16 protein-coding genes are annotated in these 13,117 nt (G+C 69.3%); 12 read left to right on the top strand and 4 right to left on the bottom strand.

The window, feature by feature from the left end:
• Nucleotides 1-45: 45 nt before the first annotated feature.
• The 3 genes from ABIE67_RS12315 to ABIE67_RS12305 form a co-directional block, all read right to left on the bottom strand.
• Nucleotides 46-762, bottom strand: coding sequence for an ABC transporter permease (locus ABIE67_RS12315; protein ID WP_370268480.1), 717 nt, complete (start codon nucleotides 760-762; stop codon nucleotides 46-48).
• 62 nt (nucleotides 763-824) lie between these two features.
• The gene (locus ABIE67_RS12310; protein WP_370256499.1) at nucleotides 825-1,748 is read right to left on the bottom strand and encodes an ABC transporter ATP-binding protein; all 924 of its coding nucleotides are present in this window, start codon (nucleotides 1,746-1,748) and stop codon (nucleotides 825-827) included.
• Between the two features lie 165 nt (nucleotides 1,749-1,913).
• Nucleotides 1,914-2,711: an aminoglycoside N(3)-acetyltransferase gene (locus ABIE67_RS12305; RefSeq protein WP_370256498.1), complete on the bottom strand. Its 798-nt coding sequence runs from the start codon at nucleotides 2,709-2,711 to the stop codon at nucleotides 1,914-1,916.
• 161 nt (nucleotides 2,712-2,872) lie between these two features.
• On the opposite strand from ABIE67_RS12305, the gene ABIE67_RS12300 reads away from it, so the two are divergent.
• From ABIE67_RS12300 to ABIE67_RS12265, 8 genes are read left to right on the top strand one after another with little or no spacing between them, the layout of a single operon-like run.
• Nucleotides 2,873-3,634 carry a helix-turn-helix transcriptional regulator gene (locus tag ABIE67_RS12300; protein ID WP_370256497.1) on the top strand — a complete coding sequence of 254 codons (762 nt, stop codon included), beginning with the start codon at nucleotides 2,873-2,875 and terminating at the stop codon, nucleotides 3,632-3,634.
• Nucleotides 3,631-5,055 (top strand): Fe-S cluster assembly protein SufB, encoded by a 1,425-nt coding sequence (sufB, locus tag ABIE67_RS12295; protein ID WP_128437113.1) that lies wholly within the window; start codon nucleotides 3,631-3,633, stop codon nucleotides 5,053-5,055. The genes ABIE67_RS12300 and sufB overlap by 4 nt, the downstream gene beginning before the upstream one ends.
• A 59-nt stretch (nucleotides 5,056-5,114) precedes the next feature.
• Nucleotides 5,115-6,296 carry a Fe-S cluster assembly protein SufD gene (sufD, locus tag ABIE67_RS12290; protein ID WP_370256496.1) on the top strand — a complete coding sequence of 394 codons (1,182 nt, stop codon included), beginning with the start codon at nucleotides 5,115-5,117 and terminating at the stop codon, nucleotides 6,294-6,296.
• Nucleotides 6,296-6,613, top strand: a complete 318-nt coding sequence (locus tag ABIE67_RS12285) for a non-heme iron oxygenase ferredoxin subunit (RefSeq protein ID WP_030948995.1) — start codon at nucleotides 6,296-6,298, stop codon at nucleotides 6,611-6,613. Before sufD ends, ABIE67_RS12285 begins: the two co-directional genes overlap by 1 nt.
• A gap of 7 nt (nucleotides 6,614-6,620) precedes the next feature.
• Complete coding sequence (gene sufC / locus ABIE67_RS12280) at nucleotides 6,621-7,385, top strand: Fe-S cluster assembly ATPase SufC (RefSeq protein WP_093907212.1); 765 nt, start codon at nucleotides 6,621-6,623, stop codon at nucleotides 7,383-7,385.
• A complete protein-coding gene (locus ABIE67_RS12275) occupies nucleotides 7,382-8,638 on the top strand; it encodes a cysteine desulfurase (RefSeq protein ID WP_370256495.1) in 1,257 nt (418 codons plus the stop codon). Before sufC ends, ABIE67_RS12275 begins: the two co-directional genes overlap by 4 nt.
• A gap of 21 nt (nucleotides 8,639-8,659) precedes the next feature.
• A complete protein-coding gene (gene sufU, locus ABIE67_RS12270) occupies nucleotides 8,660-9,127 on the top strand; it encodes a Fe-S cluster assembly sulfur transfer protein SufU (protein WP_030049075.1) in 468 nt (155 codons plus the stop codon).
• Nucleotides 9,124-9,456: a metal-sulfur cluster assembly factor gene (locus tag ABIE67_RS12265; protein ID WP_053670670.1), complete on the top strand. Its 333-nt coding sequence runs from the start codon at nucleotides 9,124-9,126 to the stop codon at nucleotides 9,454-9,456. Before sufU ends, ABIE67_RS12265 begins: the two co-directional genes overlap by 4 nt.
• A gap of 77 nt (nucleotides 9,457-9,533) precedes the next feature.
• Here ABIE67_RS12265 and ABIE67_RS12260 read toward each other — a convergent pair whose 3' ends face one another.
• Complete coding sequence (locus ABIE67_RS12260) at nucleotides 9,534-10,352, bottom strand: AbfB domain-containing protein (protein ID WP_370256494.1); 819 nt, start codon at nucleotides 10,350-10,352, stop codon at nucleotides 9,534-9,536.
• A 227-nt stretch (nucleotides 10,353-10,579) separates the two neighbouring features.
• On the opposite strand from ABIE67_RS12260, the gene ABIE67_RS12255 reads away from it, so the two are divergent.
• The 4 genes from ABIE67_RS12255 (at nucleotide 10,580) to ABIE67_RS12240 (ending at nucleotide 12,930) form a co-directional block, all read left to right on the top strand.
• Nucleotides 10,580-10,900 carry a multidrug efflux SMR transporter gene (locus tag ABIE67_RS12255; RefSeq protein ID WP_370256493.1) on the top strand — a complete coding sequence of 107 codons (321 nt, stop codon included), beginning with the start codon at nucleotides 10,580-10,582 and terminating at the stop codon, nucleotides 10,898-10,900.
• Nucleotides 10,900-11,436 (top strand): TetR/AcrR family transcriptional regulator, encoded by a 537-nt coding sequence (locus ABIE67_RS12250; RefSeq protein ID WP_370256492.1) that lies wholly within the window; start codon nucleotides 10,900-10,902, stop codon nucleotides 11,434-11,436. The genes ABIE67_RS12255 and ABIE67_RS12250 overlap by 1 nt, the downstream gene beginning before the upstream one ends.
• Before the next feature lie 139 nt (nucleotides 11,437-11,575).
• Nucleotides 11,576-12,565: a 2,3,4,5-tetrahydropyridine-2,6-dicarboxylate N-succinyltransferase gene (gene dapD / locus ABIE67_RS12245; RefSeq protein ID WP_370256491.1), complete on the top strand. Its 990-nt coding sequence runs from the start codon at nucleotides 11,576-11,578 to the stop codon at nucleotides 12,563-12,565.
• A gap of 125 nt (nucleotides 12,566-12,690) precedes the next feature.
• A complete protein-coding gene (locus ABIE67_RS12240) occupies nucleotides 12,691-12,930 on the top strand; it encodes a hypothetical protein (RefSeq protein WP_370256490.1) in 240 nt (79 codons plus the stop codon).
• Nucleotides 12,931-13,117: the final 187 nt, after the last annotated feature.

Raw genomic sequence — 13,117 nt, 5'->3', positions numbered from 1 at the left:
CTTGTGCACGCTTTCACGAGGGTCCACCCCGGGGCCGTAACAGCCCTACTCCCAGCGGAAGAACTTCCCTGCCGCCGCCAGCCCGACGACCGCCCACGCGGCCAGAATCCCCAGGTCACCCCAGGGCATCCCGGCCCCGTGCTGGAGTACGTCGCGCAGTCCGTCGGAGAGCGCCGAGATGGGGAGCAGGCCGAGCACGTCCTGGGCACCGGGCGGGAACTTGTCCAGCGGCACGATGACGCCGCCGCCGACGAGCAGCAGCAGAAAGACGAGGTTGGCGGCGGCGAGGGTGGCTTCGGCCTTGAGCGTTCCCGCCATCAGCAGGCCCAGACCCGAGAAGGCGGCCGTACCAAGGACCAGCAGGAGTACGACCGCTGCCGGATTCCCGTGCGGCGACCAGCCCAGCGCGAAGGCGATCACCGTCAGCAGGACGATCTGGAGGACCTCGGTGACCAGCACGGACACCGTCTTCGCCGTCATCAGGGCCCAGCGGGGCAGCGGCGAGGACGCCAGCCGCTTCAGCACGCCGTACCGGCGCTCGAAGCCCGTGGCGATCGCCTGCCCCGTGAACGCCGTCGACATCACGGCGAGCGCGAGGATGCCGGGGGCCAGGAAGTCGACGGCCTCGCCGGAGCCCGTGTCGACGATGTCCACCGAGCTGAAGAGGACCAGCAGCAAGGTGGGGATCACGACGGTCAGCAGCAGCTGCTCGCCGTTGCGCAGCAGCATCTTCGTCTCCAGCGCCGCCTGAGCCGCGATCATGCGGGGGAGGGGGGCGGCGCCCGGCTTCGGGGTGTACGTACCCGGACCTGTACCGACGGCGTTCACGCGCGCAGCTCCTTACCGGTGAGCTCCAGGAAGACGTCTTCGAGGGTGTGCCGTTCGACCGAGATCCGGTCCGGCATGACCCCGTGCTGCGCACACCACGACGTCACCGTCGCGAGCAGCTGCGGGTCGACCTTGCCGACGACCCGGTAGGAGCCCGGCGTCAGCTCCGCGGCCGTGCAGTCGGCGGGCAGGGCCTTCAGCAGGGACCCCACGTCCAGGCCGGGACGGCCGGAGAAGCGGAGGGTGTTCTCGGCGCCGCCCCGGCACAGCTCCTCCGGGGAGCCCTGGGCGATGACCCGGCCCGCGTCGATGATCGCGACGTCGTCGGCGAGCTGCTCGGCCTCGTCCATGTAGTGGGTCGTGAGGATCACGGAGACCCCGTCGCCGCGCAGGTCCCGGATCAGGTCCCAGGTGGCCCGGCGGGCCTGCGGGTCGAGCCCGGCGGTCGGCTCGTCGAGGAACACCAGCTCCGGACGGCCGACCACGGCCATGGCGAGCGCGAGCCGCTGCTGCTGGCCGCCGGAGAGGCGGCGGTAGGTGGTCCGGCCGCAGCCGCCCAGCCCGAGCCGCTCGATCAGGGCGTCGACGTCCAGGGGGTGCGCGTGCAGCCTGGCGACATGGCGCAGCATCTCGTCGGCCCGCGCGCCCGAGTAGACGCCGCCGGACTGGAGCATCACGCCGATGCGGGGCCGCAGCTCGCCGGACTGTCTCACCGGGTCCAGGCCCAGGACGCGCACCGTGCCGGAGTCCGGCTTGCGGTATCCCTCGCAGGTCTCGACGGTCGTCGTCTTGCCCGCGCCGTTGGGTCCGAGTACGGCGGTGACACCGGCCCGGGCCACCAGGTCGAGGCCGTCCACCGCGGTTTTGCCGCCGTACCGCTTCACCAGGGCCTGGATCTGGACCACGGGCTCAGTTCGCATGGCTCCAGAGTCTAGGTACGTGGCAGGTAACCCGAACGGCCGGGTTCACGTCTCGCCATACGGCCGGGTTCACGCCTCGCCACACGGCCGGGGTCACCTCGCCCTGCCCAGCCGGGGTCACATATCCCCGCACGGCCGGGGCGAGTCCTCCCCACGCGGTCCGGTTCAGATCTCCTCCGCGCGGGGCCGGTGTATCTCCAGCCACCGCTCCGCGTACGCCACCGCCTCCGCCACCGGGAACAGCCGTGCGTCGGCCGCGCCCACCTTCCCGCGTACGACGGGACGGTCCCGCTCGAAGTCGTGCCCCAGCTCGTCGAACCGCTCCGAGGTGATCGACACCTCCGTCACCACCTCCCACCCCGCGGGCCCCGGCCGCCCCACCTTCACCAGCGGCGACGGGATCCGGTACTCGGCGAGATGGAAGCCGGTGCACGTGTCGTAACCGGCGCCGAGCAGCAGCACGCGCGCGCGGAGCTCCTCCAGCCGGGCCAGCGGACTGCGCTCGCCGAGGCGGCAGTCGAGGGCGTGTCCGTCGACGATCCGCGCCGCGCGCGGGCCGACGGCGGCGAAGGACGTCTGGGGATGCGCGCTGCGCAGCGCTCCCGCCCACGTCCGGACGGTCTCCGGGACGACGCCGACCCCGCGCGTGGGCGTGACCCGCGGGTCGTACGCGGGCAGGGTCGCCCGGATGGTCTCCCACCACTCCTCGGGCACCGGCGGGTCGCCCCACACCGCCGGGTCCGAGAGGTCGCCGGTCTGCGTGGGGACCACCAAGGTGCCGTCCGGACCGAGCGCGTCCAGCAGCCCCTGGACGACCGCGACGGCGCCTCCGCAGACCCAGCCGAGGGAGCTGAGCGAGGAGTGCACGAGGAGGGTTTCACCGGTTTGGACGCCGAGCTCGCGCAGTTGTGCGGAGAGGGTGTCTCGGGTGACAAGAGGGCCGGTCGGAGGGGGTGTCGACATGCTTCGGGAGTGTCCCGGAGGGCGCCCCGCGATGCCACCGGTTTGATCGATCAAAGATCATTTCCGCAGGTCAGATTAGGTATACCTAAGTGACGCAGGGCACCGTCGAGGTGCCCGGACGCGGCTTGCCTGCCCTTGAGGAATTACGCAACAATGGCGTTGTGAAAAACGTCGGCGAGGCTCGGGAGACCCCCACGGGGGCCCCTCAGGAGGAACTCGCGACCGGGGAGCGCTCCACGCGCAACCGGGTCGCGCGGTCCATCCTGGACCACGGGCCGTCGACCGTCGCGGAGCTGGCCGGCCGGCTGGGTCTGACCCAGGCCGCCGTACGCAGGCATCTGGACGCGCTGGTCGCGGACGATGTCGTGGAGGCGCGGGAACAGCGGGTGTACGGCACGCGCACGCGTGGCCGTCCCGCCAAGGTCTTCGCGCTCACCGACTGCGGCCGCGACGCCTTCGACCAGTCGTACGACAAGCTCGCCGCGGACGCCCTGAAGTGGATCGCCGAGCGCGAGGGCGGGCAGGAGGCGGTCGCCGCCTTCGCCCGGGCCCGGATCGCCGCCCAGGCGAGCGTGTACCGCAGGGCGATCGAGGCCGTCAGCCCCGATGAGCGCACCGAAGCGCTGGCCAAGGCCCTGAGCGTGGACGGGTACGCTGCTACGGCGCGCAGCGCGCCCCTCCCTCAAAAAGGCGAGCAGCTCTGCCAGCACCACTGCCCGGTCGCCCATGTCGCGGAGCAGTTCCCCCAGCTGTGCGAGGCGGAGACGGAGATCTTCGCCGAGCTGCTCGGAACGCACGTCCAGAGACTGGCGACCATCGCGCACGGCGACGGCGTCTGCACGACGTTCATCCCGAAGATTTCCCACACGCAAGTTCACAGCGACAACGCATCCGCAAGCACGGCCGGGAGGAACCCCGCATGACTCTCCCCATCGAGGAGACTGCCCACCCTGAGCTCGAGGGTCTGGGTAAGTACGAATACGGCTGGGCCGACTCCGACGAAGCCGGCGCCTCTGCGAAGCGCGGTCTGAGCGAGGATGTCGTCAAGGACATCTCCGCGAAGAAGTCCGAGCCGGAGTGGATGACCAAGCTTCGTCTCAAGGGCCTGCGCCTGTTCGACAAGAAGCCCATGCCGAACTGGGGCTCGGACCTTTCCGGTATCGACTTCGACAACATCAAGTACTTCGTACGCTCCACGGAGAAGCAGGCGGAGTCCTGGGAGGACCTGCCCGAGGACATCAAGAACACGTACGACAAGCTCGGCATCCCCGAGGCGGAGAAGCAGCGCCTCGTCGCCGGTGTCGCGGCCCAGTACGAGTCCGAGGTCGTCTACCACCAGATCCGCGAGGACCTGGAGGAGCAGGGCGTCATCTTCCTCGACACCGACACCGCGCTGAAGGAGCACCCGGAGCTCTTCAAGGAGTACTTCGGCACCGTCATCCCCGTCGGTGACAACAAGTTCGCCTCCCTGAACACCGCCGTGTGGTCGGGCGGCTCCTTCATCTACGTCCCGCCGGGCGTCCACGTGGAGATCCCGCTCCAGGCCTACTTCCGTATCAACACGGAGAACATGGGCCAGTTCGAGCGGACCCTGATCATCGTCGACGAGGGTGCCTACGTGCACTACGTCGAGGGTTGTACGGCCCCGATCTACAAGTCGGACTCCCTGCACTCCGCGGTCGTCGAGATCATCGTCAAGAAGAACGCCCGCTGCCGCTACACGACCATCCAGAACTGGTCGAACAACGTCTACAACCTGGTCACCAAGCGCGCCGTCGCCTACGAGGGCGCGACCATGGAGTGGATCGACGGCAACATCGGCTCCAAGGTGACGATGAAGTACCCGGCCGTCTACCTGATGGGCGAGCACGCCAAGGGCGAGACCCTCTCCATCGCCTTCGCGGGCGAGGGGCAGCACCAGGACGCCGGCTCCAAGATGGTCCACATGGCGCCGAACACGTCCTCCAACATCGTGTCGAAGTCCGTCGCCCGCGGTGGCGGCCGTACCTCCTACCGTGGTCTGGTGGAGATCGGCGAGGGCGCCCACGGCTCGAAGTCCAACGTGCTGTGCGACGCGCTGCTCGTCGACACCATCTCCCGCTCCGACACGTACCCCTACGTGGACGTCCGCGAGGACGACGTGTCCATGGGCCACGAGGCCACCGTCTCCAAGGTCTCCGAGGACCAGCTCTTCTACCTGATGAGCCGCGGTCTGAGCGAGTTCGAGGCGATGGCGATGATCGTGCGCGGCTTCGTCGAGCCCATCGCGAAGGAGCTGCCGATGGAGTACGCCCTCGAGCTCAACCGGCTGATCGAGCTGCAGATGGAAGGCGCGGTCGGTTAAGACCCGCCCTCGACAGCAGCCAGCAATTTCTGACGTAGGAAGAGAGCAGACCGACAGCCATGGCTGAGGCTCAGAACATCCCCGTGGGGTCCACCACCGCGGGCCAGATCGCGGTGGCCGCCGAGTCGACCGTCGCCACGCGCATGAGCGTGCCCCCGTCCTTCGACGTCGCGGACTTCCCGGTCCCGCACGGCCGTGAGGAGGAGTGGCGGTTCACCCCGCTGGAGCGCCTGCGCGGGCTGCACGACGGCACCGCCGTGGCGACCGGCGACGGCCTGCAGGTCACCGTCGAGGCCCCCGAGGGCGTCACCGTCGAGACCGTCGGCCGTGACGACGCCCGCCTGGGCAAGGCGGGCACCCCCGTGGACCGCGTCGCCGCCCAGGCGTACTCGGCGTTCGAGAAGGCCGGTGTCGTCACCGTCCCCAAGGAGACGGTCCTCACCGAGCCGATCCGTATCGCCGTGCACGGCACGGGCGGGGTCGCCTACGGCCACCAGGTCGTGGAGCTCGGAGCCTTCGCCGAGGCCGTCGTCGTCATCGACCACACCGGTGACGCGGTGCTCGCCGCCAACGTCGACTACATCCTGGGCGACGGCGCCAAGCTCACCGTCGTCTCCGTCCAGGACTGGGACGACAAGGCCGTGCACGTGGGCCAGCACAACGCGCTGATCGGCCGGGACGCCACCTTCAAGTCGTTCGTGGTCACCTTCGGCGGCGACCTCGTACGCCTCCACCCGCGCGTCGCCTACGCCGGCACCGGTGGCGAGGCCGAGCTCTTCGGCCTCTACTTCACGGACGCCGGCCAGCACCAGGAGCACCGCCTCCTGGTCGACCACAACACCCCGCACTGCAAGTCCAACGTCGCCTACAAGGGCGCGCTCCAGGGCGACGACGCGCACGCCGTGTGGATCGGTGACGTGCTCATCGAGGCCAAGGCCGAGGGCACGGACACGTACGAGATGAACCGCAACCTGGTTCTGACCGACGGTGCCCGTGTCGACTCCGTGCCGAACCTGGAGATCGAGACCGGCGAGATCGTCGGCGCCGGCCACGCCTCCGCGACCGGCCGCTTCGACGACGAGCAGCTCTTCTACCTGATGGCCCGCGGCATCCCCGCCGACGAGGCCCGTCGCCTGGTGGTCCGCGGCTTCTTCGCCGAACTCGTCCAGCAGATCGGCGTGGACGACATCCAGGAACGCCTTCTCGTGAAGATCGACGAGGAGCTGGAGGCCACGGTCTGATGGCTTTCGTACGCGCCTGTGGGCTGAGTGAGCTGGAGGAGGACACCCCGAAGCGGGTGGAACTCGACGGCACGCCGGTCTCGGTCGTGCAGACCGAGGGGGAGGTGTTCGCCATCCACGACATCTGTTCCCACGCGAACGTCTCGCTCTCCGAGGGCGAGGTGGAGGACTGCCAGATCGAGTGCTGGCTGCACGGCTCCGCGTTCGACCTGCGCACCGGCAAGCCGTCCGGCCTCCCCGCGACGCGCCCCGTCCCCGTATACCCCGTAAAGATCGAAGGGGACGACGTTCTCGTCTCCCTCACCCAGGAGTCCTGAGGCACCCATGGCAACGCTTGAAATCCGAGACCTGCACGTCACCGTCGAGGCCGACAACGCCACGAAGGAGATCCTCAAGGGCGTCGACCTCACCGTGAAGCAGGGCGAGACGCACGCCATCATGGGCCCCAACGGCTCGGGCAAGTCGACCCTCGCCTACTCCCTCGCGGGTCACCCGAAGTACACGATCACCGGCGGCACCGTCACCCTCGACGGCGAGGACGTCCTGGAGATGTCCGTCGACGAGCGCGCCCGCGCGGGCCTGTTCCTGGCGATGCAGTACCCGGTCGAGGTCCCGGGTGTGTCCGTGTCGAACTTCCTGCGTACGTCCGCCACCGCCATCCGCGGCGAGGCCCCCAAGCTGCGCACCTGGGTGAAGGAGGTCAAGGAGGCCATGGAGCGCCTCAACATGGACCCGTCCTTCGCCGAGCGCAACGTCAACGAGGGCTTCTCCGGCGGTGAGAAGAAGCGCCACGAGATCCTTCAGCTGGAGCTGCTCAAGCCGAAGGTCGCGATCCTCGACGAGACCGACTCCGGCCTGGACGTCGACGCCCTGCGCGTCGTGTCCGAGGGCGTGAACCGGGTCCGCGAGACCGGCGAGGTCGGCACCCTGCTGATCACCCACTACACGCGCATCCTGCGCTACATCAAGCCCGACTACGTCCACGTCTTCTCGGCCGGTCGCATCGTGGAGTCCGGCGGCGCCGAACTCGCCGACAAGCTGGAGAACGAGGGCTACGAGGCCTACACGAAGGGTGGCGCATCCGCGTGACACAGCTGCCGGGCCTCCTCGACACCGAGGCGCTCCGCAAGGACTTCCCGATCCTGGACCGCGTCGTCCACGGCGACAAGAAGCTCGTGTACCTGGACAACGCGGCGACCTCGCAGACGCCGCGCCAGGTGCTCGACGTGCTCTCCGAGTACTACGAGCAGCACAACGCCAACGTCCACCGTGGCGTGCACGTCCTCGCCGAGGAGGCCACGGCGCTGTACGAGGGCGCGCGCGACAAGGTCGCGGAGTTCATCAACGCGCCCAGCCGTGACGAGGTGATCTTCACCAAGAACGCCTCCGAGTCGCTCAACCTCGTGGCCAACATGCTCGGCTGGGCCGACGAGCCCTACCGCGTGGACCACGAGACCGAGATCGTCATCACGGAGATGGAGCACCACTCCAACATCGTGCCGTGGCAGCTGCTGGCGCAGCGCACGGGCGCGAAGCTGAAGTGGTTCGGTCTCACCGACGACGGCCGTCTCGACCTGTCCAACATCGACGAGGTCATCACGGAGAAGACGAAGATCGTCTCCTTCGTGCTGGTGTCGAACATCCTGGGCACGCTCAACCCGGTCGAGGCGATAGTGCGCCGCGCACAGGAGGTCGGCGCGCTGGTGTGCATCGACGCCTCGCAGGCCGCTCCCCACATGCCGATGGACGTGCAGTCGCTCCAGGCCGACTTCGTGGCCTTCACCGGCCACAAGATGTGCGGCCCGACCGGCATCGGCGTCCTCTGGGGCCGTCAGGAGCTGCTGGAGGACCTGCCTCCGTTCCTCGGCGGCGGCGAGATGATCGAGACGGTGTCGATGCACTCGTCGACGTACGCCCCGGCGCCGCACAAGTTCGAGGCGGGCACGCCCCCGATCTCGCAGGCGATCGGTCTCGGCGCGGCGATCGACTACCTCAACTCGATCGGCATGGACAAGATCCTCGCCCATGAGCACGCGCTCACCGAGTACGCGGTGAAGCGGCTCGGGGAGGTCCCGGACCTGCGGATCATCGGCCCGACGACGGCCGAGGACCGCGGCGCCGCGATCTCCTTCACGCTCGGCGACATCCACCCGCACGACGTGGGCCAGGTCCTCGACGAGCAGGGCATCGCGGTCCGGGTCGGCCACCACTGCGCCCGCCCGGTCTGCCTGCGCTACGGAATTCCTGCGACCACGCGAGCGTCGTTCTATCTGTACTCCACGCCGGCCGAGATCGACGCTCTGGTGGACGGCCTGGAGCACGTACGGAACTTCTTCGGCTGACGGGACGGGACGAGCGATCGCATGAAGCTGGATTCGATGTACCAGGAAGTCATCCTGGACCACTACAAGAACCCGCACGGGCGTGGTCTGAGGGATGGCGACGCCGAGGTGCACCACGTGAACCCGACGTGCGGCGACGAGATCACCCTGCGTGTGAAGTACGACGGCACGAAGATCGAGGACGTCTCGTACGAGGGCCAGGGCTGCTCCATCAGCCAGGCGAGCGCGTCCGTACTGAACGAACTCCTCGTCGGCAAGGACCTCTCCGACGCGCAGAAGATCCAGGAGACCTTCCTGGAGCTGATGCAGTCCAAGGGGAAGATCGAGCCCGACGACGCCATGGAGGAGGTCCTGGAGGACGCGGTCGCGTTCGCCGGAGTCTCCAAGTACCCGGCCCGGGTCAAGTGCGCCCTCCTGAGCTGGATGGCGTGGAAGGACGCGACGGCCCAGGTGCTGGGCGGAGCCGACGCCGAAAGGAAGACGGCATGAGCGAGACCGTTGAGATGAAGCCGGCCTCGGAGGAAGAGGTCCGCGAGGCGCTGTACGACGTCGTCGACCCCGAGCTGGGTATCGACGTCGTCAACCTCGGCCTGATCTACGGCATCCACATCGACGAGGCGAACATCGCCACGCTCGACATGACCCTGACCTCGGCGGCCTGCCCGCTGACGGATGTCATCGAGGACCAGGCCAAGTCCGCCACGGACGGTCTCGTCAGCGAGCTGCGCATCAACTGGGTGTGGATGCCGCCGTGGGGCCCGGACAAGATCACGGACGATGGCCGGGAGCAGCTTCGGGCGCTCGGGTTCAACGTCTGAGGACCCCCATGCGCGGGAAAGCGGCGGCACCTTCAGGGTGCCGCCGCTTTCCTGTGCGCTCGGGCCGGGCCAGCTGCTCAGGCCAGTCCGCCCACCAGTCGGAACGACGAGTCCGCCAGGTACAGGGAGCTGTACTCGAAGCGTTCGAGGCGGACGACGAAGTTCTTGTGGCGGAGGAAGTAGCCCGGGTAGTTCACCGACTCCAGCATGATCGCGCCGGAGTAGGACGAGCCGCGGGGACAGAAGGTGGCGTCCCGGCCGAACAGCGAGGAGCCGTCGCCGCGTTCGGCGCGCAGGACGAAGTTGCGGTGGCGGAGGTAGCTGCCGTCGCTCGTGGCGAAGGAGTAACAGGAGCTGTCGGCCAGGCCCTTGACCTGTTTGAAGGTCGAGTCCTCGCGGGATTCGGAGCCGCGGACCGGGTCCAGGGCCACGTAGCCGCCGCTCACGTGCCAGTAGCGGTCGGGGTAGTTGACCGAGCGGACGGAGCGCCAGGTGATGGCCGGGGGCTTCGGGGCGGCCGGTGAACTCGCCTCATGGGAGGACGACTTGGAGGGCTTCGGCGCGGGCTTGGGCGTGCCGGCCTCCTGTTGGCGGGGTGCCCTGGTCGTCGCCTCGTCCGTGGCCAGGCCGCTCTTGCCCGTCGGGGGAGTCTCCGACGGGGTGGCGAAGGAGATCAGGCCGGGGAACGACGCGTTGTCGTCGGCCGGCGCCGAACGTGACTGTGCGTCAGGCGCCCTGTCCGTCATGACGATGGCCGTGGCGCAGGCGACGATCGTCGCCACCGCCATCATGCCCGCCAGCCACAGGCGCCGCGTCCCCGGCGCCCGGGAGGTGTCCGGGGCCCAGCCGTTTTCCCAAGGTTGGTCCTGAGGGGGCCGGGACTTGTTTTCTGGCATGCGCTGTTCCTCCAGCGGCGTCACGCGACAACGGCCGCGGCTGCGAAGGCCCGGTATGTGAACGGTGGAACACTAGTGGGTGCAGGGGTGTTGGAGCAGCTGTTTGGAACGAGCCGTATCCACATCGATGTCTCGGCGGCCTTGACGGTCGCGCTCGCTGGGGCGGCCGGGGCGGCCGGAGCAGCCTTTGTGTACAGCCGTACGCAACGTTGTGTACGATCGTACACATGGGATACCTGCTGCTCGCCGGAGCCATAGCGGCCGAGGTGGCCGCCACGACCGCCATGAAGTACAGCGACGGTTTCAGCAGGCTCTGGCCGTCCCTGCTGACCGCCCTGGGCTACCTCGTCTCCTTCGCGCTGCTCGCCCAGACGCTGAAGTCCGTCTCCGTGGGCACGGCCTACGCGATCTGGGCCGGCGTCGGCACCGCGGCCATCGCCGGCATCGGGATCCTGTTCCTGGGGGAGGGGATGACGGCCGTCAAGGCCGCCGGCATCGCGTTGATCATCGTCGGTGTGGTCGTGCTGAACCTGGGCGGTGCGCACTGATGCCCCGGCGCTACGACCCCGAGCGACGCCAGCGGATCATCGACGCGGCCATCCGGGTGGTCGGGGAGAAGGGCATCGCCGGGCTGAGCCACCGCACCGTCGCCGCCGAGGCGGACGTGCCGCTCGGCTCCACGACGTACCACTTCAAGACCCTCGACGACCTGCTGGTCGCCGCCCTGCGCCAGGCGAACGAGGGCTTCGCCAAGGTCATCGCCTCGCGCGGCGCCCTGGAGGACCCGCACACCGACCTGGCCGCCGAGCTGGCCGGCTGGATGGGCGAGTGGCTGGCGGGCGACCGCACCGGCGTGGAGCTGGAGTACGAGCTCTACCTCGCCGCCCTGCGCCGGCCCGCCCTGCGCCCGGTCGCCGCCGAGTGGGCACAGGATCTCGCCGATCGGCTGTCCCGCCGTACGGACGCGGTCACGGCGCGGGCGCTGGTGGCGCTGATGGACGGAATCTGTCTGCAGGTGCTGCTGACCGAGGTGCCGTATGACGAGGGGTATGCGCGGGACGTGCTGCGGCGCGTGATGTGCTGACCATGCATCCCCGGCAGCGCGGCACCGGCTCTCCACGGCAGCTGGTCACCCACCTCGCCTCGGTCGCCGATGGCCCGCACCCTGAGACGCCCCTCCCGTCGGTTGGCCCGGGCGGCCCCCCGCCGGTTAGGTTGCCCTCATGACCGACACGACTGCTCCTCGCACCACCGGCGCCGTGGCCGCCGGCCTCGCCACGATCGCCGCCGACGGCACCGTTCTCGACACCTGGTTCCCCGCGCCCGAGCTCGTCGCCGAGCCCGGCCCGTCCGGCAGCGAGCGGCTGTCCGCCGAGCAGGCCGCGGAGCTGCTCGGCGGCGGCGCCACCGCGGCGATCGGGCCGGACGCCCGCCGGGGTGTCGAGGTGGTCGCGGTCCGTACGGTCATCGCCTCGCTCGACGAGAAGCCGATCGACGCGCACGACGTCTACCTGCGCCTGCACCTGCTCTCCCACCGCCTGGTCAGGCCGCACGGCCTGAGCCTGGAGGGTCAGTTCGGCTTCCTCGCCAACGTCGCCTGGACCTCGCTCGGCCCGGTCGCCGTCGACGACGTCGAAAAGGTCCGCCTGAACGCCCGCGCCGAGGGCCTGCACCTCCAGGTGACCTCCATCGACAAGTTCCCGCGCATGACGGACTACGTGGCCCCCAAGGGCGTCCGCATCGCCGACGCCGACCGGGTCCGCCTGGGCGCGCACCTCGCCGAGGGCACCACCGTCATGCACGAGGGCTTCGTCAACTTCAACGCCGGCACCCTCGGCACCTCCATGGTCGAGGGCCGCATCTCCGCGGGCGTCATCGTCGGCGACGGCTCCGACATCGGCGGCGGTGCCTCGACGATGGGCACCCTGTCCGGCGGCGGCAACGTGATCATCTCCATCGGCGAGCGCTGCCTGATCGGCGCCGAGGCGGGCGTCGGCATCGCGCTCGGCGACGAGTGCGTCGTCGAGGCCGGCCTCTACGTCACCGCCGGCACCCGCATCACCATGCCCGACGGCCAGATCGTCAAGGCCCGCGAACTCTCCGGCGCCTCCAACATCCTCTTCCGCCGCAACTCGGTCACCGGCACGGTGGAGGCCCGCCCGAACAACGCGGTGTGGGGTGGCCTGAACGAGATCCTGCACAGCCACAACTGACCCCGCCCGGCGGCAACCCCGCGCGTTCCCGTACGGGTTACTCCACGTGACCTCACCCCGGTCCAGGCAGATGAACGGTTGGACGCAGTTTCCGATCACACGCCGAACCGACGAGATGAGGACCGATGACGGGTCGAGGGAAGACGAGTGCGCGGACCAGGGCCGTGCTGCGCCTGGTCGTGGGGGCGCTGGCCGTGGGGGCGGTGTGCTGGCTGCCGGCGGGCAGCGCGTATGCCGACGAGACCAACACGGGTTCGCACAACGGTCCCCGCATCGGGCTGGTCAACGTGGGGCAGGTGGATGATCCGATGGAGGATGTGCTGGAGCACTTCCTGCTCTTCGGTGACGGGTACAAGTGGGGCTGATCGCGCACCGGGCAGGGCTGAGCAGCACCGGGTAGCACCGTGTACAGCGTGGGCCGGGGCCCGTACCGCAGTGGATGCGGTACGGGCCCCGGGCCGTTCCCGGAAACTTTTTCTGTGTGCCGGCATAGCGGGCGTCCGCCGCACGCGTCATCAGAGGTAGGAGAGGCGGGCGGCGGGCCGGCCCGGG

It is taken from the genome of Streptomyces sp. V4I8, assembly GCF_041261225.1.
In the GTDB taxonomy this organism is placed as follows: Bacteria; Actinomycetota; Actinomycetes; order Streptomycetales; family Streptomycetaceae; genus Streptomyces.
The sequence above is the reverse complement of the archived record's forward strand: the minus strand, read 5'-3'. Positions and strand labels throughout refer to the sequence as shown.